This is a genomic window from Cellulophaga sp. BC115SP (assembly GCF_009905545.1).
Lineage (GTDB): Bacteria > Bacteroidota > Bacteroidia > Cytophagales > Spirosomataceae > Flectobacillus > Flectobacillus rivi.
Genome location: NZ_JAAALB010000001.1, coordinates 58,619 through 80,898, shown reverse-complemented (window position 1 = coordinate 80,898; position 22,280 = coordinate 58,619). Strand labels below are relative to the sequence as shown.

18 protein-coding genes are annotated in these 22,280 nt (G+C 37.3%); 11 read left to right on the top strand and 7 right to left on the bottom strand.

Features of this window, described 5'->3' with window-relative positions; all coding sequences use genetic code 11:
* Positions 1-7: 7 nt before the first annotated feature.
* Entirely contained in the window at positions 8-319 is a 312-nt protein-coding gene (locus GVN22_RS00330) for a hypothetical protein (protein WP_166549079.1), read from the bottom strand.
* Positions 320-438: 119 nt separating this feature from the next.
* On the opposite strand from GVN22_RS00330, the gene GVN22_RS00325 reads away from it, so the two are divergent.
* Positions 439-810 carry a helix-turn-helix domain-containing protein gene (locus tag GVN22_RS00325; protein ID WP_166549078.1) on the top strand — a complete coding sequence of 124 codons (372 nt, stop codon included), beginning with the start codon at positions 439-441 and terminating at the stop codon, positions 808-810.
* A gap of 48 nt (positions 811-858) precedes the next feature.
* Entirely contained in the window at positions 859-1,335 is a 477-nt protein-coding gene (locus GVN22_RS00320) for a tellurite resistance TerB family protein (protein WP_166549077.1), read from the top strand.
* A 166-nt stretch (positions 1,336-1,501) separates the two neighbouring features.
* Here the strand turns inward: GVN22_RS00320 and GVN22_RS00315 are convergent, their stop codons facing one another.
* Complete coding sequence (locus GVN22_RS00315; protein WP_166549076.1) at positions 1,502-2,467, bottom strand: phytanoyl-CoA dioxygenase family protein; 966 nt, start codon at positions 2,465-2,467, stop codon at positions 1,502-1,504.
* Between the two features lie 323 nt (positions 2,468-2,790).
* On the opposite strand from GVN22_RS00315, the gene GVN22_RS00310 reads away from it, so the two are divergent.
* A complete protein-coding gene (locus GVN22_RS00310) occupies positions 2,791-3,426 on the top strand; it encodes a helix-turn-helix domain-containing protein (RefSeq protein WP_166549075.1) in 636 nt (211 codons plus the stop codon).
* 405 nt (positions 3,427-3,831) lie between these two features.
* On the opposite strand, the gene GVN22_RS00305 is transcribed toward GVN22_RS00310, so the two are convergent.
* Positions 3,832-4,839: a LacI family DNA-binding transcriptional regulator gene (locus GVN22_RS00305; RefSeq protein WP_166549074.1), complete on the bottom strand. Its 1,008-nt coding sequence runs from the start codon at positions 4,837-4,839 to the stop codon at positions 3,832-3,834.
* A 392-nt stretch (positions 4,840-5,231) separates the two neighbouring features.
* Between GVN22_RS00305 and galK the strand changes: the two genes are divergently transcribed.
* Together galK and GVN22_RS00295 are read left to right on the top strand one after the other, a co-directional pair.
* Complete coding sequence (gene galK, locus GVN22_RS00300; protein ID WP_166549073.1) at positions 5,232-6,383, top strand: galactokinase; 1,152 nt, start codon at positions 5,232-5,234, stop codon at positions 6,381-6,383.
* An 83-nt stretch (positions 6,384-6,466) separates the two neighbouring features.
* Complete coding sequence (locus GVN22_RS00295) at positions 6,467-7,501, top strand: UDP-glucose--hexose-1-phosphate uridylyltransferase (RefSeq protein WP_205690736.1); 1,035 nt, start codon at positions 6,467-6,469, stop codon at positions 7,499-7,501.
* 85 nt (positions 7,502-7,586) lie between these two features.
* Here the strand turns inward: GVN22_RS00295 and GVN22_RS00290 are convergent, their stop codons facing one another.
* Together GVN22_RS00290 and GVN22_RS00285 are read right to left on the bottom strand one after the other, a co-directional pair.
* A complete protein-coding gene (locus GVN22_RS00290; protein WP_166549072.1) occupies positions 7,587-8,570 on the bottom strand; it encodes a cytochrome c in 984 nt (327 codons plus the stop codon).
* 334 nt (positions 8,571-8,904) lie between these two features.
* A complete protein-coding gene (locus GVN22_RS00285; protein WP_166549071.1) occupies positions 8,905-9,939 on the bottom strand; it encodes a low specificity L-threonine aldolase in 1,035 nt (344 codons plus the stop codon).
* A 120-nt stretch (positions 9,940-10,059) separates the two neighbouring features.
* On the opposite strand from GVN22_RS00285, the gene GVN22_RS00280 reads away from it, so the two are divergent.
* Positions 10,060-10,914 carry a DMT family transporter gene (locus tag GVN22_RS00280; RefSeq protein WP_166549070.1) on the top strand — a complete coding sequence of 285 codons (855 nt, stop codon included), beginning with the start codon at positions 10,060-10,062 and terminating at the stop codon, positions 10,912-10,914.
* On the opposite strand, the gene GVN22_RS00275 is transcribed toward GVN22_RS00280, so the two are convergent.
* A complete protein-coding gene (locus GVN22_RS00275) occupies positions 10,890-11,246 on the bottom strand; it encodes a glyoxalase (RefSeq protein ID WP_166549069.1) in 357 nt (118 codons plus the stop codon). The genes GVN22_RS00280 and GVN22_RS00275 overlap by 25 nt on opposite strands.
* A gap of 85 nt (positions 11,247-11,331) precedes the next feature.
* The gene (locus tag GVN22_RS00270) at positions 11,332-13,533 is read right to left on the bottom strand and encodes a carbohydrate binding family 9 domain-containing protein (protein ID WP_166549068.1); all 2,202 of its coding nucleotides are present in this window, start codon (positions 13,531-13,533) and stop codon (positions 11,332-11,334) included.
* Positions 13,534-14,258: 725 nt separating this feature from the next.
* On the opposite strand from GVN22_RS00270, the gene GVN22_RS00265 reads away from it, so the two are divergent.
* The 5 genes from GVN22_RS00265 to GVN22_RS00245 all read left to right on the top strand — a co-directional run bounded on the left by GVN22_RS00265 (position 14,259) and on the right by GVN22_RS00245 (position 22,263).
* Positions 14,259-15,383 (top strand): sensor histidine kinase, encoded by a 1,125-nt coding sequence (locus GVN22_RS00265; RefSeq protein ID WP_166549067.1) that lies wholly within the window; start codon positions 14,259-14,261, stop codon positions 15,381-15,383.
* 102 nt (positions 15,384-15,485) lie between these two features.
* The gene (locus tag GVN22_RS00260; protein WP_166549066.1) at positions 15,486-16,229 is read left to right on the top strand and encodes a LytTR family DNA-binding domain-containing protein; all 744 of its coding nucleotides are present in this window, start codon (positions 15,486-15,488) and stop codon (positions 16,227-16,229) included.
* 453 nt (positions 16,230-16,682) lie between these two features.
* Positions 16,683-17,279, top strand: coding sequence for an RNA polymerase sigma factor (locus GVN22_RS00255; protein WP_166549065.1), 597 nt, complete (start codon positions 16,683-16,685; stop codon positions 17,277-17,279).
* A gap of 107 nt (positions 17,280-17,386) precedes the next feature.
* Positions 17,387-18,499, top strand: coding sequence for a FecR family protein (locus tag GVN22_RS00250; RefSeq protein ID WP_166549064.1), 1,113 nt, complete (start codon positions 17,387-17,389; stop codon positions 18,497-18,499).
* Positions 18,500-18,813: 314 nt separating this feature from the next.
* Positions 18,814-22,263, top strand: coding sequence for a TonB-dependent receptor (locus tag GVN22_RS00245; protein WP_205690735.1), 3,450 nt, complete (start codon positions 18,814-18,816; stop codon positions 22,261-22,263).
* The last annotated feature ends 17 nt before the right edge of the window (positions 22,264-22,280 follow it).

Genomic DNA, 22,280 nt, shown 5'->3' with positions numbered 1-22,280 from the left:
TTGGGGGTTACATTTTGATGTTTAAGCGAGCTTTAATTACTTCAAGAGTGCTGGTGTCTTCTTCAAGTTTTGATAAGTACAATTTAATTGTATCAACAACCCTCTTTGTTACTACTAGAGAGGCTCTATTTGCCTTGGCATTCTGAAGGTCAAAAAAACCTTTTTTTGTACCAAAGTATGGGTCTATAGATTCAAGCCCTTTTAAGAGATTCCTTTCTAAGTTATTGTTTAACAGTAAATTACTTAGTTCTCCTCTCCAATATTCTACTGAAAAATGATTTTCAGTGGTTCCCGCTTGATAAGTTTCAAAATTTTCCATGATGTTCGGTTCTAATAAATTGTTATATTTACTCATTAGATTTTAGTTAGTAAAAACTACTTTGTAAAAGTAAAATTTATTTTTACTTTATCCAAGGATGTTTTACAAAAAATATTGACATGAACGAAAATTTTGCATCTCGTATAAAGAAGCGCAGAGTTGATTTAGGACTTACACAGGATGAGTTGGCGCAAAAAATACATAATACATCTAAACAGACTATTTCTAATTGGGAAAAAGGAGTATCCAAACCAAAATATGATGAATTAGTAAGTTTAGCGACAGCACTTCATACAACAGTTGGGTATTTAGTTGATGGGGTTCAACCTGTAGCTCAAAATGAGCCACCTACTGGTTTTTTATTAGTAGAGAAAGATGAGCTAATTAAAATGCAGAAACGTATGATAGAGCTCCAAGAACAGGTAATCGAAAAACAGGCAAAACAGAATCACTCTGTTTCTACACCTTCGGAAAGTTCTATTTCTAAGTGAAAATTGAAAGCGTAAATTATTTTTTAACATCTATAAACATACAATTAAATGGGAATCTTTGATAAGTTTTTCAAGAATGCATCTAGTGAGTCTAAGTTTGTTTACACTCCCAAATCAGAACAAGAAGCATGGGTAGCAATTCTTTATGCTTGTGCAGGTGCTGAAGGAAATGTATCTGACGTTGAAATTGAAAAAATTTCATCAGTGGTCGTTTTAAAAACCTTGTTCAATCCGTACAAAACTCAACTCGTACCAACACTTTTTAAACCTGTAATTGATGCTTTTAAACAAGTTGGTTCAAAAGCCTTAATTGATAGCAGTGCTCCATTAATTGCTGACGAGAATAAAGCTACTCTATTCTGTTTAGTATTTGATTTATTACTCGCGGATGGTACACTAGGTGAAGGTGAAAAGGAAATAGCTGAATACTTAATTGAAAAATTGAATCTTGATTCAGGGATAGCAGAAAAGATAATAGAAGTACTACTGATTAAAAATAAGTATGCTGTCGTAATTAGAGGCTAATAATCACAAAAAAGCTGAGTGGCAGTAGAAATTCTCTATACGTCAACGAGAAAAATGCCCCATACGTTAAAATAAGCGGTATTAGTGGTAACTTTTCGGTGTTCGAATCTCTCCGTCTCCACCAACAAAAAAGCCTCTTGAAAATGTTTCAAGAGGCTTTTTTGTTTTATTTGAATAACTTTTTAACAATCTTATCTTTTAATTTAATCAATTTTAAGATTTTTTTCACATCATCCAATCGATTGTTCAAAATGGCTTTGTCATTTGCTGTTTGTAATGGATTGATCACGTGCCCATTGAAGTTAGATTGAACACTTTCTCCAGTTTTGATATTCTTGAAACCATTACGTAAGTACAACTCGTTGGTAACCATATTTGACAACATCGGCGTATAATAAATACAATCTTTGAAGTAATAGTGAGTTACTTGTGAATAACGAGTGCTACCTTCTGCCTCTACTTTTGAGCCTCCATGAATAATATTTGAAGACCAAATTAAAGCATCTCCTTTTTTAGCATAGAAGAATTTCTTGTCAAACTCCGAAACATTCATGATACTCTGCATGAAGTCTTCATACTGAACGTAATCGTTGTATGTTGTATCTTCAGGCGCATCTTTGATGTGCGCAAAGTTGTATTCTGGCATTCGGTGCGAGCCACTGTAGTAGAATACAGCACCGTTTTCTGGAGTAACATCTTCCAATGCAACCCAAACTCCGCACATATAACGTGCAGGAATCGAACTAAAGTGAATTGTATCAGAGTGCGCTCTTTGTTGAGACCCAAACTTAAAGTTGAGTGTTTGGAACGGTATTGGCTCACGGTCGTAAAGCATTTCCAAGGTTTTCATGATTGTGTCGTTCGATGAAACCTGCTTGGTGCTATCTGAGTATTGCCAAAGATCCTGAATACGAGTTTTATCTCGGTAAACAGTTACTGGGAAGTCTTCGTTAAAGCCTTTTTGATTCATATCGGCTTTTACTTGATCGATTACATCCTCTGGAAAAACATTTCTTAATACAACAAAACCATTCTTATGATATTCGGTTGCTAGTTGTTTCTCTTCTTCGGTGAGAGTCTTGGTTTTGAGGATTTCGTTAAAAAAAGGTGATTCTACCCAAGGTAAATTCATATTATAAATGATTTATTATTTTTGATTAAACTAAAATCTTTAATAGAAGATTTTTTATAGGCCCCTCTGATAGCGATCGATGTGTATGATTACTAGCTCAAAAGGAAAAGACTTTACAAGATAGCTTATTTTTCTGAAAATTTGAAAAACTACTTTGCTTCCTACTATTTCGACTTAATAGACCTTGTGAATATGTATCTTTGTATAAAATTATTGAAATGTCTTTTTTCTCTTAAGAAAATAAGGGCTTTCCAACTTCAAAATTGATTAGAAAAAGTTAACTCCCTGTAAACAGCAGAATATGGCTTGTTTAATTTGATAAAATGTCAGAAATCTTAACCAAATATTTAACTCAAAGAGAATCTTCTCAGTTAGAGTTTAAAAGTAAAATAGATAGTCCTTTTAAAATAGCACGTACCCTTTCGGCATTTGCCAATACTGCGGGAGGTACTCTTTTGATTGGCATTAACGATGATCGTACCGTAAAAGGGTGCTCCGAGTTGGAAGAAATGACTAAGTTGGCTGAGGCTGCCGAACATTTGATCATTCCCTCTATCGATATTCGTTATCGCGCTCTTATGTGGGAAAACAGAAAAAAAGTCTTAGTGATAGAAATTGACGAGAGTTCTGATAAACCACACGAAGCTTTGGACGAAAAAGGCAATCGGACTGTTTATGTTCGCGCCAACGACCAAACGACTCCAGTTTCTAAAGAAATGTCTCAAATTTTAGATAAGACTGACAAAACGGTAGAAAGTGAATTGTTGGAACAACAAAATGTAAAATACTTGATGGCGTTTTTGAAGAAAAATAAAAGAGTGTCGGCAAAAGAATATGCGAAGTTGGTCAATATTTCGGAATACCGCGCTAAAAAACTCTTGGAAACCTTAACATACGAAGGCATTTTACTGATGTTATCCAAACAGCGACCTCCGCAGTTTGTGCTAAAACAACTATAATCTGTTCCTCACGACAAATATCCAACTTTGCCCTTGTTGGTCTTTTGACCAACAATACGTGCGTAATCAAGTATCAAATTTGAGAACAGGAATTACCCTCATGAAGTATAGTATTTCTACTAAAGTAAATACTCGTCTTTATAGTCGGCGAGTTTCTGTCGCTTGTGTTGTTGGTCAAAAGACCAACGATGGCTGAGAAAAGTAAATACTCGTCTTTATAGTCGGCGAGTATCTGACGCTTGTGTTGTTGGTCAAAAGACCAACGATGGCTGAGTATTTCTACTAAAGTAAATACTCGTCTTTATAGTCGGCGAGTATCTGACGCTTGTGTTGTTGGTCAAAAGACCAGCAATGGCTGAGAAGATTTTCTGCCTAGTGCTTACAGCTTATTGCCTACAGCAAAATTTAGTGTATAATCAGCTTGGTATTTACTACAATATCTTCAGGGTCAAGCGTTTCTTTTTCTGCATGGATAATTTTTAACAGCAGTTGTGCTGCCTTTTCTCCCATTTGATACGCAAACTGTTCTACCGAAGCTAGCGGAGGATTGTCGAGATAGGTAGTAATGGGAAGATTCGCAAAGCTTACAAACATGATATCTTTGTTGGGAACAAGACCTTTTTGTTTACAAGCTTGCATGGCATATAGCGCTACATAGTCATTGAAGCAGAAAACGGCCTCTGGCAATTCATCTCCATTCAACAACTCAATCATCTTTTTTGTAGTATCTTCTTTACTCAAATCTGTAGATTTGATATAGTTTTGAATAATAGGAAGATTGAATTTTTTCATAGCTCCCCAATAACCCATTAAGCGTTCGTCAGAGATTTCTAAACTGGCAGGACCATTCAGAATAGCTACTTTTTTAATCCCTTTTTTTGCCAAAAAATCAATTACTTCAAAAGCAGCATCGGCAATATTACCTCTTACTTTATTGACAGCAACATCTTTGGGTGCACGATCAAAAAATACAATCGGGATACCATATTTTTCTAATTCTCTAAACTGGTAATACTGAGTAGTTTCGGCCGAAATAGATGCAATGACGCCATCGACACGGCTACTGATGAAGGATTTGATAGCTCTATTTTCTCTTTCTAATTTATCACGAGATTGACTAACGACTACATTATAATTTTCTGCTGAAATAACATCTTCAATGGCTGTAATCGCTTGTGAAAAAAACTCTTCTTGTAAGTGAGGAAGAACAACGCCAATTGTATAGGTTTTATTCTTTTTGAGCAAAATCGCTGCGGGGTTTGGGACGTAGTTGAGTTTTTGTGCCATTTCAAAAACTTTTTCTTTTGTTCTCAAACCAATTCGTGGATGATTTTGTAATGCGCGTGAAACCGTCGAAATCGAAATATTCAACGCTTGCGCTATATGTTTGATAGTAACTTGTGTCTTTTGCATATTTTTCAGGAAGTCCCAAGCCTTGGCTTATGGAACTGCTAAATTACAAACATTCCTGCAATAGTCTTAGTAGGAATTACGATTCCCTGAATTGTGCAAATCTGTGCAAATGTTTGATTATACCCTTTACAGCCCATTTTACTTAAGATTTGTTAAAATGAGACTTTACCCAATCTGCTATGTTAGTTTTTTGCTCAAAAAATTGATTCCTTTGAACATCCAATTGTGCCAATTGATAAAAAAGTCTTTGCTTTGAAGGCTTTTCCTCTTGTTTGGCCTACGGTGACAAGCGTGTTGTTTTTAGAAGGTTTGAACTTTTCTTTTTGAAAATCACCGAAAAGTACCAACCAAATGTCATCTTACCTTATGCAATCTTTTTGAAACAAATTAACATGTATCCGGAATCAATCATCAAAAAATTTGTCGATACTTTCTCGGCTGAACCAACTATTACTGTTCGTGCTCCTGGTCGTATCAATCTCATTGGCGAGCACACCGACTACAACGATGGCTATGTATTGCCTGCCAGTATCGACAAAGCTATTTACTTTTCTATCTCTCCACGTGCCGACAAGGAATGCCATGTAGTTGCTTTCGATTTGGATAGTGCCACCGTTTTTTCGGTTGATAATCCTGTCGCATCTGAGTATTCTTGGTGTAATTATTTGATTGGAGTGGTAGACGAGCTTCAAAAAGCAGGTAAGCAATTTGGTGGTTTTAATTTGGTTTTCGGAGGCGATATTCCTTTGGGAGCGGGAGTTTCTTCATCAGCGGCTGTCGAAACGGGTCTTTCTTTTGCAATCAACTATATCTATGAATTAGGCTTGTCGACTTTGCAAATGGTACAAATTTCGAAGGCTGCTGAAAATAATTTCGTTGGTGTAAACTGTGGTATTATGGACCAGTTTGCTTCAATGTTTGGTAAAAAAGACTCAGTAATTCGTTTGGATTGTCGTGACCTTTCTTACCAATATTTCCCTATTGCTTTGCCTGAACATGCTGTTGTTTTGTGTAATACAGGTGTAAAACATTCTTTGGGAGATTCTGAATATAATACTCGTCGTTTGGAGTGTGAAGAGGGTTTAGGTTTGATTGCAACTCATTTTCCTGAGGTTAAATCTTGGAGAGATGTATCATTCGATATGTTGGCTCAAGTGCAGGCTTCAATGACTGATGTTGTGTATCGTCGTGCCAAATATGTAATTGGAGAAATTGAGCGTGTGGAGGTTGCTTGTGAGGCGTTATCGCAATATGATTTGGCAACTTTTGGACAGAAAATGTATGAAACCCACCATGGTTTACAACATGATTATGAAGTAAGTTGCCCAGAATTAGACTTTTTGGTAGACCAAACCAAAGATAACCCTGCTGTCATTGGCTCTCGAATGATGGGAGGTGGTTTTGGCGGTTGTACTGTTAATATTGTCGAAAAAGCTCAATTAGACGTTCTTATTGCACAATTGACAGAGGCTTATCAAAAAGAGTATAACCGTGAGTTGGTGTATTATGTAGTAGCACTCACTAACGGAACAGAATTAGTTTAAAATCAGTCTTGTCGATTAGTAAAATTTCGACTTGATAAAAAATAAAAAAGCTCAAAGCTTTTTGCTAACAGCTTATATCCTTTATGAATTTCGACGAAAATCCACATCGTAGATATAACCCACTTACCGAAAGTTGGGTATTAGTGTCACCACACCGTGCCAAACGTCCTTGGCAGGGTCAGGTAGAAAAATTAGCGAATGACGAACGTCCAGCACATGATCCAGATTGCTATTTGTGTGCAGGAAATACCCGTGCCAATGGCGAAGTAAACCCAAATTATGAGCAAGTGTACGTTTTCGACAACGATTTTGCAGCTTTGCTAAAAGATACGCCAGACGAAAAGTACGAAGATGGCGAATTGTTTTTGGCAAAAACTGAAAGAGGTGTAGGTCGTGTGATTTGTTTTTCACCTGCTCACAACCTTACAGTTCCAGAAATGTCAGAAGAGGGAATTCGTGCGGTAGTTGATGCTTGGGTTGACGAGTACAATACTTTAGGTGCAAAGGATTTTATCAATTACGTTCAAATCTTTGAAAATAAAGGCTTTGTGATGGGATGTTCAAATCCACATCCACACGGACAAATCTGGGCGCAAAGTGGTATTCCTGACGAACCGTTAAAGAAACAAAATGCACAAGCTAAATATTGGGCAAAACACAACCGTTCGCTTTTGGCGGATTATTTGGAAAAAGAATTAGAGAAAAAAGAGCGTGTATTGTTCGAAAACGAGCATTTTGTTGCTTTGGTACCTTTCTGGGCGGTGTGGCCTTTCGAAGCTATGTTGATTCCAAAGCGTAAAATGGCACGTATCAGCGATATGACTTCTGAGGAGCGTGATGCCTTGGCAAATGCTTACAAGCGTTTGACCGTGAAATATGATAATCTTTTCGAAACATCATTTCCATATTCGGCGGGTATTCACCAAGCACCAACCGATGGTTTGCCTCACGACGAGTGGCACTGGCATTTTGTGTTTTATCCACCTTTGCTGCGCTCGGCAACTGTGAAGAAATTTATGGTAGGTTATGAAATGTTAGCCAACCCACAAAGAGATATTTCAGCAGAAAAAAGTGCATCAATTTTAAGAGATTTACCAGAAGTGCATTATAAAAACTGAGTGAGTTAGTGCATTGTGATTGAGTGCTTGAATATTAATTGTTTGAATAATATCCCATCACTCAATCACAAAACGCTCAGTATCATTATATTTCTGAAGTAAATTTTACTACCTTATTTTTTACAGGTTTTATACTTTTAAGATAGGTATAAATTGCCTCTAAATCTTTTACCTTCATACCACTGTACATCGTCCAAGGCATCATAGTCTGAAATTGTCCTTTCTCTACTTTCTGTGATTGATAGGTGCTATCAGAGTATGCTTTAAATCTTGCAACAAAAGCTTCTTTGGTCCATTTTCCTATACCCGTTTCGTTGTCTGGGGTAATATTTGGTGAAACCAACTTGCCAAATCCTGGCATTGGAAACTCAAAACCTCCAGCATAGTCCATTTCTGGAACTTTTCCTCCTTTACCATCAGGTTTTGTATGACATTCTCTGCAAGAAGCCACTGTAATCAAGTACTCGCCATATTTTAAAATATCATTTTCACTAGGTTTGGACATAGCTTTTGCTTTTTGAGGAATAGTATTAATGATAAAATTCATTGGAAAGTCCGAAGTAGAAGAAGGAGGAGTATTGTCCAGAGGTTTTAAGGTTCTGATATAGGCAATAATATCATTGGCATCTTGTGGATCCATTGAAGCATAGTATGGATATGGCATGATAGGAAAAAGTGCATGCCCATCTTTACTCACACCAGTGGTCATAGCTCTGTAAATTTCACCATCAGTCCAATTTCCTATACCTGAGGGGGTGATATTTTTGGCAGTATAACTTCCAGGAAAGCCCAATCGATGATCGAAGGTCTCTCCGCCTTTACCTTCTGTACCTGCAATAGGAGGGGCAGCGAATAGGGTATAATCCCTAGTACTATGACAATCAATGCAAACTGCCACGTGATTTGCCAAATATCGACCATTTTCGATGGAAGCGGCGTTGGGTTTAATACTTATTTCAGGGGGAGGTCCTACATCGGGTAAAGCAAAGGATACATAAGAGAGGATTCCGACGATGCCAATCAGGACTACTGTTAAAAGTAATACAAGAATTTTTGCTAGTTTCTTCATAGTTTTTGGGGTTATACTTTGTAGGGTTTATGAGAGACATTGTCTTAAATACCTAAAAAAAGTATAAATATCCAACCAAACTATTTGAATCTTATTGAATGGTATCTGTTTGTAAATGAGTGGATTGTGTTGTTGTATGACGGATTCTTATTGTTAAAAAAAGGAACAAAGGCAGTTCAATTCATTAGCGCCGTAGGTGCGACAGCAATCAAACTATTTTGAAGTCTGTCGCACCTACGGCGCTTTTACAAAGGGAAACAAGGTGATTTTGCTTATTGAATTTTATTTAGCTTAAGGCGTATAGCTTAAAGCCTATTGCGTGGAAAATTAATTTCTACAAAATATCCTTTTTTATTCTTACCGAAAATTCTTCTAAATCTTGGTCTGTAAAATCTAAATGCGTGACAAAGCGGACTTGATGCTTGCCAAAAGTCGCTGCCTTGATACCTACATCAGCCAATTTTTTGACATAGTCAGAAGATAGAATACCATTGTCTAAAGTGAAAATCACAATATTAGTATCTACTGGTAACACTTCAAGAACTTCCGCTTTTTGAGACATTAATGCACCAATACCTCTTGCACGCTGATGGTCTTCAGTGAGTCTGTCGACATGATTATCCAAAGCATAAATCCCAGCTGCCGCCAAATAACCAGCTTGACGCCAACCGCCTCCCCAACGTTTACGCACACGACGAGCCTTCTTGATAAAGTCTTTAGTACCCAATAAAACAGAACCTACAGGAATACCAAGCCCTTTTGAAAGGCAAATCGACATAGAGTCAAACAGTTCACCATATTGCTTGGGAGATTCCTTCGTTTCGACCAAGGCATTAAAAATACGTGCCCCATCTAAGTGAAGAGCCATATTGTGGGCATTACAAACTTCCTTAATTTTAACAATCTCTTGAATATCGTAATAGGCACCACCACCTTTGTTTACCGTATTTTCTAAAGATACTAACCTAGAAATAGGGTGATGTAAATTGTCAGGCTGAATCACATCTATGATTTGCTCAGCCGTGATTCGTCCTCTATTGCCATGAAGCAAATTCACAGATGCTGATGAGTTGGAGGCAATACCACCGCCTTCGTACAGATACACGTGTGAGAGCGCATCACAAATCACCTCGTCACCTTGGTTGACGTGGACATTGATGGCAATTTGGTTGGTCATAGTGCCCGATGTACAAAACAAACCAGCTTCATAACCAAACATTTCAGCAGCTTTGGATTCTAGTTTTTTGACGGTATAATCTTCCTCAAAAACATCATCGCCAACTTCCGCGCTAAACATGGCTTCGAGCATGGCTGGAGTTGGCTTGGTAAAAGTATCGCTTCGTAATTCTAAAGGTCTTAATTGACTCATGGGGAAAGTAGTTGATGATAATGAATTGTTTACAAAAATTGCTAATTGGATTTTCGGCAATTTACTTAATTTTGGAGAAGTGAAAAAATTACAACTTCTGTTTACAAACTAATCAATACCTTGAATCAACTTACTAAAGCTTATCTATGCCTATTATTGGGCGTATTTTGTATTGCCTGGTCGGCAATATTTGTCAAAGTGGCTCATGCGCCAGCGTTAACTTCGGGTTTTTACCGCTACTTTTTTTGTTTTGTAGGACTGCTTCCTATTTGGTTTATCAAGGGGGTGAAAGTACCTTCTACCAAAACGCTGAGTTGGATTGGTCTGGGCGGTCTTTTGTTTGTGCTCGATATGTCTTTTTGGAATATCTCTATTCTCAAAACATCTGCCTCAGTGTCTACTTTATTAGCCAATAATGCCTCTGTTTTTGTGGGCTTGGGGGCTATGTTTTTCTTCAAACAATCCCTTTCAAGACGTTATTGGTTTGGATTAGGAGTTTCTTTGCTAGGTATTTTTATTGTAGCAGGTAAGGATTTAGCACAAAATCAAAGCGTGGGCATTGGACATTTAATGGCGATAACGGCGGCTGTATTTTATGCTGGATATATGTTGGTGACGCAGAAAGTCAGAGGAGGCATAGATACCGTCAATTTTATGGCTTGGTCACTCATTCCTTGTTTGATACTTTCTTGGGGAATCTGCTGGTTTGGCGATTGGCAATTACTCCATTTTGATACCCAGACATGGTGGGCTTTTGTCGGAATGGGAGTGATATGTCACTTGATTGGCTGGTTATCAATCAACTACGCTTTAGGGCACATTCCTGCGGCAGTAGTGTCGCCTACCTTATTACTTCAACCTGTATTAACTGCTATTATTTCGTATTTTTTACTCGATGAGGTTTTAAGAACTGAACAAATTGTGGGTGGTTTGATCGTAATGCTCGGTATTTACTTAGTTAACAAACGTAGTTGAGATTGTAATCTTTGTACCAAAAGATTGATAAGACGCTTGGTTAATTCTTCTTCATTTTCTAGAAAAAGTCGATATTCTTCAAGTGTAAAATGACCTGCAATAATACCTTCAAGGTAATGCTTGAATTTCATATCTCTTTTTACTGCATGACTAATATATTCTAGTTGTTCTGTTTCTGACAGTTTGAAAAAAGTACCTTTTCTAACCGAAACATATTGTCGAAAAACGGCTAATAATAGCTCATTCTGTTGTTTGAGAATGGGTCTGAGCGTTTGATTTTGAAAGTTTTCTACAACAGACTCGCTGGGTTGTGTGATGATTTCTGGACGCATAAGAACTTTTTTATACTTCCAAAGAGTCTTTACTGCTAGTTAATATTTAGGGAGAAAAATTAGCTTTTTCTCCCTAAAATTTTACCTAAAACTGCTTCAAATAAGATATTTTACTAATCAAATGTTGTTCCTGCTGTTTGGTAAAATCGGTGCCTGTAAATCCTCTTTGGTTGAATACTAAATAAATGTATGATAGTGGGCGATATTCCCACGAAAATCTAACATTGAAAGTATCTCGATTGTTTTGGGTATTTTTTTGATAAAAACCAATCAATTGCAAACGTGGATTCAGCGCCAAACGTCCTTCTATGCTATAAAGCTGCACGCTTTTAGATTCTTTGAGAATACCCACTTCTTTAAAATCATTGTTTTCAAAACCTAAATTAAAGGACGAATGAGGCGAAGGCGCCAATCTCAAACTAAAAGAGGTATAGTTCAACCTTCCATCATAATATCCTCCTCGTTCGTGGTTTAGGAAATAAGAAATCTTTTTCGATTGGTCGCTACCCAAATAAAGTGTGTAGCGATTGTAATTGTATTCAGCAGGTTTGATTTCGATGTCCAAAGGAGCAAAAGATTCGTCAAGTCGCTGATAATAGTTGGCATAAAAAATCCCCGCAAACCCTCCAGATTGAAGATTGACCCAAATAGGATTGAAATTAAGTTGACGCTCCTGCAAATGCCCTGTGGAGGCTTTGTGATAATATTCGATAAATACGCCAGGCTCGAAGCTACGTACCCATTTTGGCAACCACGGTTTACGAACGGTCAAATAAAATCCTGGGGTATTGCTCAGTACATCGTTTCTAGACACAAAGCCCATTTCAGGATTATAGTCCTTGCTGACGTATGATTGCGTGTACCACGCCACCACCTGATTATTACGATAATGCAACTGATTATACGCTGCTAAACCAGTATTTGATTCATTAGAGTTTTTAGAAAACATTGCCATCGAACTCAAAGAAAGTACGTTGGACAGACGGAAAAAGCCATCTAATGCACCTGTCAGGTTGTTATAATCGTTGGTATTTTTGAGGGTAAAAAGTGCTCCAATACGGTTTTGAGAGCCAATATTTTCAGAAAATCTTCCAACAAAAAAATCGGTATTACCAATACTTCCTCCATCGTTCTGACGAATGGCGATGGCACCAAAATTCCTTTTTTCAGAGCGATACACCATTCTAGCACCTACTTCAATTGGGACAGGACGTGCGTTGGCATCTAAGCCTATTCTTCTACTAAAAAATGGTTGAATACGCATAGCGCCACCCGCCAAATCTTCAATGGGTGACAAGCCTACGCCAAATAAAGAAGCATTTTCAAGAAAAAACTGTCTTCTTTCTGGGAAAAAAACAGAGAAACGTGTGACATTATTAACCTGTCGATCGGCATCTGCTTGGGCAAAATCAGTATTAAAAGTTAAATCCAAAACGGTGTTGGGATTAATCGCCCATTTGATTTCTCCACCAGGTTTAAAAGTCCCAGAACCACCTTGTTTTTCATAGTCCGTTCCTTTGTAATTATCGTAAGCATATAGCATATAGGGAATAGCTCGGATATTTGTTACAGAGGGTGGAGGCGCCAATAGGCTATCCAAAACCCCAGCGTATTCCATGCGATTGACCGAAAAAGAGCGCGGATATGGCGACCAAGAATACGTGGAGTTGCTCGAACGACGATTTCTGAAAAAGTTAATTCCCCACGAATGCGTTTGTTGATTTTTAGGATAACGAAGTGTTTGCCAAGGAATGGCCATTTCGGCCACCCAACCAGAGTCGGAGCGAGAGGTACGTACACGCCAAAGTCCATCCCAGTCTACATCATAAAGACGGTCGTCGAAGGCAAGCAAGTCACGCTGCGTACCATAAGGGTTAGTAATCATGGTCATGGCATTACGCTTGTCGTTGAAACCGTCAATTGTAATACCAAAAGAATCGTGATTGCGAGGTTCAAAATCTCGACGAAAATCAGGTGCCCGTAATAGCTTTTTTCCTAAAGAATCATGACAAATACCAGCGATATACAAGAAATCCTTGTTGTAAAGTAACTTGACAGAAGTGTTTTGTTTGGCTTTTTGTCCTTGATGTGGCTCTACTTCAAATTCAAGATTTACGGTGGGAGCTTCACTCCATTCTGATTCATCGAGCTTACCATCTATTTTTAAGGGTTTAGCAATACTCTTTGCGATGGTTTTTTGTCGAGGTTGTTGTGGCGTGAAGGTATTTTGAGCCAATGCCCATGATGAAAAAAGCAAAAGGCTTCCTAGCTGTAAAAGCTTTAACATACTGATAAAATTTTCTTGTTGATGGAAGAAAGAGGTTAATTTTTTGGAAAAGCAAAGTTCTAAAAACTTATTAAAAGACGTTTCAAATTTGTGTTGAATGGCAATTGGAGTAGAGGAGTAATCGATTGTTAACTAACGTACTAACTCATTTTTTGATTTGAAATTAGCATGCGTAAAGCGGCAAGTTTTTAAGGAAAATTATGACCGTCGCCCACAAGCTAATACCTGAATGCTACAAGCAAATTGCGCATAAAATTAGGGACAAAGCAAAGCTAAGTCCCTAACCCCTAACCAAATTAATTTTAATCTTTTAACCAAAGTTGAGATTCACAAAATGGATGTCTCACCAGTCCATTCGCTACGTTCAGAAGAACCTCAACAAGTTTGTTAAACGAAGTGTAACCAAAAAACTTCTTGCAAAAATCATATTATTAGGACTAACCGCTAAATTTATTCGCCAAGCTTGAATAAGTACTCGACCAATGACGTTTTGAGCGCACAAGGCACTTATCATTCCTTCGGAGTTGTTTGTCGAAAAAGCTTTTATTTTTTGACCTAGGGCGTTTTTTACACAAAGGATTATTCTTAATTTTGATAAACAAGATTACCAAGAAATAGCCTTAGGTAAGATTTTGGATACAGACAAAATAGAATTGGATTTTTATACGAAGTTGAAATACAGGATTTTATCAGAAATTCTTGTTTACACATATTAAAACATTACTTTGGAAACATCAGCCGCTCTCAATCATACACGCACTGTTATTTTACAGGATATCCCGCTAAAGAAAGTTCTGGCCAGACGAGCTGTTTATCATACGCTTTTCTGGATAGTAATTAGCTTGTACAATACGCTTTATCTAGGTTTTTTGAAGGACGACTATTCAGAAGCTTTTTTTGAGTTTGCTGTCAAATTTCCTTTTTACCTGACCCTTGTATACGGTAATATCTATTATTTCATTCCAAAATTTTTATTGAAGGGTAAATATCTTCAATATGTGGTCTTGTTGACAGGCTCTACTTTGTTGGCGGTAGCCTGCTTTCAAACATTGATTAACCATTTGATTTATATCAACTATTGCCCTGTTGGTTACCGTTCAGATATTTTGTTTGACCCAAAACCAACCGTAAAAAGAATGTTTGATATGATTTCGGTATTTGGGATGACTACTGGTATTAAGTTGACCAAAGATTGGATTGGGCATCAAGAAAGGATTAAAGACCTTGAAAAACAGAATCTTAAGAACGAATTAGAGTTCCTAAAATCGCAGATTCAACCACACTTTTTTTTCAATACCCTGAATAATTTATATTCATTGACCTTGAAAAAATCAGATCTTGCGCCTGAGGTTGTTGTGAAGCTTTCTGACTTGATGAGCTATATGTTGTATGAGTCTGATAGTTTGGAAACAACACTTCGGAAGGAAGTGGAACATATCAAAAACTATTTGGATTTGGAAGGACTGCGATTTGGAAAGCGCCTACACTTAGCATTTGACATTGTGGGTGAGGTAGATAAAAAGAAGATACCTCCTTTGTTGCTATTACCATTTATTGAAAATGCGTTTAAACATGGCACTTCACACGAGACTGGTGAAATTCATTTGAAAATCTTACTGAATATAGATGCTGATAAGCTGGTTTTTGGGGTTACAAATCCACGTTTTGAAAATCAGTCTTCTCGAAAAAAACATAAAGGCTTAGGACTGAAAAATGTAAAACGCCGTCTTGATCTTTTGTACGGTAACAACTATAAGTTAGAAATATTACCAACAGCCAAGGAATATTCTATCAGTTTAGAGTTGCCATTTGAGCCGACTATATTAAATGAATCGCGGTCTGTTAAATAGAGAAGTAATGAGTTTGAAATTGGATTTAAACGCAATTTTAGGTCATTTAGCTTAATGCAGTACCGTAGATGTTTTGAAGATATTTCCCAAAACTAGATTTATATGAAATTAAAAACGCTAATTGTAGATGATGAGCCATTAGCCCTTGACGTGCTTGAGACTTTTATCCAGCGAGTAGAGGGATTGGAGCTTGTAGGGCGTTGTGAAAATGGCATTCAGGCATTTAATCTACTCCAAAAAGGAGGCATTGACCTTTTGTTTTTGGATATAGAAATGCCAACCTTGGATGGATTAGAACTACTAAGAAGCTTACATAACCCTCCAAAGGTTATTATTACAACTGCTTACCGCGATTACGCAGTAGAAAGTTATGAATTAGATGTGATTGATTATCTGGTAAAGCCGATTCCTTTTCAGCGATTTGTGAAAGCTGTAAATAAAGTTCAACAAAAATCGGAAGAGATCGACTTAGTTACCGAGGCAAATGCCTTTAAACCACAAGCGCCTGCGGGTAAGCCCGAAGCGATGTTTATTAAGGTTGATAAACGTATTGTAAAAGTATATTTCAATGAAATTTTGTTTATCGAAAGCTTGAAAGATTATATACGCGTTCACACGACCACCGAATCTTATGTGACTTATCAAACCATGAATGGGATAGGGGAGATACTACCAGAAGATGACTTTGCCCGTATTCATAAATCTTTTATTGTGGCTATTCATAAAGTTACTTCTATTGAGGCTAATGACCTGATTGTCAACAATCGCTCATTGCCTATTGGAAGAAGTTTTAGAGAAGATATTCTTGAAAAAATATATAAAACAGGAGTTTTGGCAGTGAAGTAAGTTCTTAGACGTATTATCGAAAAATCCTAACTAGGAGATAAAGCCAACATCAGAAATCCGAAATAGATAATTCTCTTAATATCATCAAAAAAGCGGTCAGAAATTATTTTTCTGACCGCTTTTTTGGTACTACTACGCTATATCTGACTTGGCTTAAGACGCAATCATTGCGTCTCTACTGCTAGAATACAAATTTTTATAATTCACTCTATCTCAACTCACTCAATTAAGAATAACTCATGTTTTGATGGTATAATGCTGAATATGAATCTTCTAAAGGAGTAAAGTGTTGCGTTTCTACAACAATAATACAAAATTTAGTATAATCGCTCAATCACTAAATCACAAATCACTCAATTCTATAAGCAGGATAAGCTCTTTAAAAAAGTAACACTAATTGCAGTTATTATACAATTTACTGGTAGTTTTGCGCTGGGATGTAAAGAGGAATCTATGGATAGTAATCTAAGGAATACACAACTTTGGCTGGCATTTAAAAGTGGCGATAGTGAAGCACTAGGGCAGTTAGCTAGTGAGCATTACCGTGTACTTTACAACTATGCGACGAAGTTTACAAAGGATAGAGAGCTCATCAAAGATTGTATTCAGGACTTATTTTTATACCTCTGGGATCAGCGTGAAAATCTACAATCTTCACCTTTTGTGACCATCTATTTATTAAAATCACTAAAGCATAATCTATTCAAAAAGCTCAATCAAGAAAAGAAATGGGTCTTAGATGATTTTGATACAGAGTCGCCCTTTTCGGAAAATACCAATGTAGAGTCTACCATTATTGCGTTGGAGCTTTTTGCAGAAAATGAGCAAAAAGTAAGAAGTGTCTTAAATAACCTTCCTAAGAGACAACAAGAAGTGATTTTTCTCAAATTCTACGAAACACTAAGCATCGAAGAAATTGCTGAAATTATGGATATGAATAAGCAATCTGTTTCTAATTTATTACAAAGAGCGATTCATAATCTAAAACAAAATTGGCAATTGGCAGTCTATCTTCTTTATTATCTGTACTTTAACGTCAGACTTCAATAGTTTTTTATTTTTTAGAAAAAATATTTCAAAAAAATAACTTTCAAAGTGAGTATCTGAGTATGAGCAAAGGCTATTACTAGCAAAGTGCGAAAAATACAAGATATTCTATGTTCGATTACAAAAACTTTTCAGCCAATGATTTTGCAATGGACGCATTCTTTCGGGAATGGGTATTGAAGCCTACGCCAGATTCTTCAGCGTTCTGGAAAAACTGGTTATTGCAAAATCCAGAAAAATCAGAAGTAATTGAGAAGGCTCAAAAAATTGTAATCACACTAAAAAATGCTCAAGAGGAAATTTCTGAAGATGAGATAGATCATGCTGTAGCGCAAATAGTAGCCGCTGCCAATCAGCGAGAAGCGCAAAGCAAGCCTGTCATTCGCCCAATTTGGTCTACCACAAAGTTAATCCGTTGGGCTGCCAGTATTATTGCCGTTGTGGGACTTACTTGGTATGCCTATGATTACTGGGGCAATAGACCATCAGAGCTATATACCAAAACGGTTGCAACGATAGTGAATAAATCCAATATGGTTGAAACGTTCAATAAATCATCCGAACCAATGGTGATTACGTTACCTGATGGCAGTTCAGTAATTTTGCAACCCAAAAGTAGACTGAGTTACCCTTCTCAATTTGATGATTCTGTGCGTGCGGTGGTGTTGTCTGGAGAAGCTTTTTTTGAGGTAGCTAAAAATCCTCAACAACCTTTTTTAGTATATGCCAACGAATTAATAACCAAAGTGCTCGGAACGAGTTTTACTATTAAAGCATTTGCCAATGATACACAAGTAAAGGTAATTGTAAAGACAGGTAAAGTGTGGGTATATACTGCAAAGGACGCTCAGCAACCTCAAGCAATAGAGGCGATAACTGCCCAAGCTACCTTAATACCTAATCAACAAATTACTTTACTCAGAGAAAAATTAGCTCTACAAAAGGCAAATGTTTCAGCACAAATGATTCATGACTTACCAAGTATCCAAACCCAAAGCTTTGAGTTTAAGCATACACCATTGTCAGAAGTATTCGAAATGTTAGAATCAACTTACCATGTAGAAATTGACTATGATCAACAACTGATGTCGGCGTGTGAACTTACAGCATCTTTGGGAGACGAGCCTTTACCTGAAAAGCTAAAATTGATTTGCTCTGTAATTGAGGCTACTTACGAAGTTCAAGATGGAAAAGTAGTCATTCACGGAAAGGCTTGTAATTAAGATGCTTTAGGCTATAAGCATTAAGCTCAAAGAAATATGATTTAAACATTTTATTTACATTTTTCGGAGCATTTTTCAACAAAATAAAAAACAATCTACAATTTCAAATTTACTCTAAATGCCTTTTTTCTATAAATCAAAATCACCTCCTATGAGTGGAGAGATAATTGAAATCTCGCTCAAATAAAAAAGCCGACGGTGCTACCAACACCATCGACTTATTCATGTACATCCGAAAGTTTCTCAGGCTTTTCATCAAGATTTTTGATGGACAGGATGCTTTATGTCAGTTTTTCAACCAACCAATCAAAATTATGTCAAAAAAACGACAATTCACTAAGATTCCAATCAAGATTATGCGAATCTCCTTCGTGCAGATGATTGTCTCAGTTTTGTGCATGTCAATTGCCAATGCTGGGAATGTAAAAGCTCAAGATTTACTAGACCAAAAAGTGAGCATTGTCTCTACTAATCAGGCTTTTGAAAAAGTGTTGGAAACACTTGAGCAAGAAGCTCATGTGAAATTCATGTATAGCCCTCAGCTTATTGCTTCTGGGCGAAAAGTCTCTATTTCAGCTAAGAAAGAAAAGCTTTCTACGTTGCTAGAAAGTCTTTTGAAACCTCTTAAAATATCATACGAAGTTGTTGATCGAAAAATTCTGCTAAAACGTACAGAGTTAGGAGGTTTTTTAGAAAACAAAGTAACCACAACAGTAGCTCAAACCATCAAAGGAAAAATTACCGACGCCGAAAAAGGTGATGGAATTCCTGGGGTGAGTATTGCTATAAAGGGAACTAATCAAGGGACTGTATCTGACGAACAAGGTAATTACACTTTGACTGTTCCTGATGAAAAGGCCGTTTTGGTGGTTTCTTCAGTAGGGTATATCAAAGCTGAAGTAGTAGTGGGTAATAGATTTACCGTGAATATTAGCCTAAATCCCGATACTCAAAATTTGGGTGAAGTAGTGGTGGTTGGATATGGTACCCAAAAGGTTACAAATGTTTCTGGGGCTATTGCCACAGTGAAAGGTGCTGATATTGAGCGCCTTCGTCCTGTCCGTCCTGAAGATGCTTTGCAAGGTCGTGCATCTGGTGTAACGATTATTTCCAATGGTTCTCCAGGTTCAAAGCCAACGGTGTTGATTCGTGGTATTCCTTCATTCTCGGGTACCGACCCTGTAGTAATTATCGATGGTGTTCCGCAAACATTAAATGATTTGAATGCTATTAATGCGGCAGATATTGAGTCAATGAACGTATTGAAAGATGCTGCAACTACCGCAATTTATGGGGTAAAAGGAGGTAATGGGGTAATTGTAGTTACAACCAAAAACGGAGCGAAAAATCAGAAAGCTGAAGTTTCGGTAAGTTCAAACTATGGTGTTCAACAAGTGATGAAAACCATTGGCGTGCTTAATGCTACAGAATATGCAGCTATCCTCAACGAAGGGAGTACATTGGCAGGTGGAGGTTTGATTTTCAAAGACTTATCAAGTGTAGGTGTTGGAACAAACTGGCAAAAGCAAATTTTTAAAGAAGCCGCTTTACAGTCGCACAATGTAACGGTTCGTGGAGGTAGTGAGCAAGTTCAGTATTTTGTTTCTGGAGGTTATACAGGTCAAGATGGTATTGTAGGAGGTGGAAAAAACTCCAATTTCAACCGTTTAAATTTGACTTCTAATTTGACTTTTCAACTTAGTAAAAAAGTTAAATTATTATCAAATACCAGCTTTGTAAACATCCAAAGTGTTGGCGTGCAGGAAAACTCGTTTAACTCGATTATTGGTAGTGCACTCAATTTTGACCCAACGGTTCCTGTGTTGAATACAGCTCCAAACACTGTGGGTAAATATGGATTTAGTAATTTGTTGTTATCGGAGATTTTTAACCCATTGACAAAACTTGACAATAACTACAACCAAAGCAATGGTAACAAATGGTATGGAAAATTAGAGTTGCAATATGAGGTAATCAAAAACCTAACGCTCGCTTCTAGATTTGGCTATACTAATTGGAATAATACTTACAAATCATTTACTCCTTTGGCTTTCTACGGTCCACTCAACGTTGAAAACACCATGAATGCCGATGGTTCAACCGTAACGGGTCGTCATAATAGCGTCTATGAATCAAAACGTACCGATAATACTTACACTTTCGAAACTTTCGGGACCTATAATTTTACCTTACCAAATGAGCACCATTTTGAAACTGTCGCAGGTATTTCCTTAGCGAAAGTTTCTGGTGATGAAACCAATGGTTCTCGTCAAGATGTGCCATTTAACTCATGGGAGTTTGCTGATATTACTGCCGCAACTGGTGTCAATACAGCCGATAATGTAAATGCTATTACGATGGGAAATAGTCAATATTTCCGTAAAAACCTTTCCTATTTTGGACGCGTCAACTACGATTGGAAAGACAAATATTTGGTGTCATTCTCTGCTCGTCGTGATGGTTCTTACGCATTTGGTGTCGATAATAAGTTTGCCAACTTCTATGCTGGTTCATTGGGTTGGGTTGTTTCTAGCGAAGACTTTTTCAATGTAGATTTTATTAACTATCTCAAAATCAGAGGAAGTTATGGTACAATTGGTAACGAAAACGTTAGTCCTCAGTACGTTGGAATTATTTCGGGTGGACCAAGCTACGCTGGCGATGCCAACAGTAATGGATATACCTTCGGAAATTCTTTTGTGAGTGGATCAACGGTTGGTTCTTATGCCAATACTACTTTGCGCTGGGAAAAACAGATTCAAAGTAACATAGGTTTTGATACTCGTTTTGGCAAATATTGGTCACTTTCTGCTGATTATTTCGATAAATCTGTGGATGGTCTTTTGTTTACCCCATCTGTTTCGTTATATCTGGGAACAGCCGCACCTCCAACAGCCAATATCGGTTCTACGAAAAGTAATGGTATTGATTTGAACTTAGGTTTTACCTATCCCATCTCGAAACAAGGGCAGTTTAGCACGAATATTACTTTTACCACAGCTAAAAACTTAGTAACTGCTACTAACTCAGACGGTACTGCGATTATTCCAGGAGGAAATTATTTCAATGGTCAATCTCAAAGCGTTACTCGTTTCCAACAAGGCTATGCGCCAGGGTATTTCTATGGATATAAAACAGCAGGTTTATTCCAAAATGCTGCTCAAATCAGTGAAGCACCTACTCAAACAGGAGCAGTGCCTGGAGATATCCGTTTTGTGGATGTAAACAAAGATGGTAAGATTACAGACTTAGATAAAACAGAAATTGGTAATCCATTTCCTGATTTTACGATGGGTTGGAACCTTAGTTTAAGTTTGAAAAACTTTGATTTTACCATGTTTACCTACGCTTCTGTTGGAAATGATGTATATCGTGCCTACGAGAGAAATGCTATTTACTCGAATAAGGATAGAAGTATTTTGGGTCGTTGGACAGGTGAAGGCTCAACAAATGATGCCAAATTCCCTCGTTTTTCTTTTGTAGATGCCAATAGCAATATCCGTGTGTCAGACAGATACGTGGAGGATGGTTCTTTTGTAAAAATCAAAAACATTCAGGTAGGATACACCTTGCCAACAAGTTGGGTATCTAACAAAGTATTTAGTAAGATTCGTGTTTATGCGCAAGTGAAAAATGCTTACACATTTACTCGATATTCAGGATTTGACCCAGAAATCCCAGGAGGAATTTTGGATACAGGTGTTGACCGTGGGGTATATCCACAGGCACGTACTTGGTCAGTGGGACTTGACTTGAAATTTTAATTTAATCTTATTAAAAA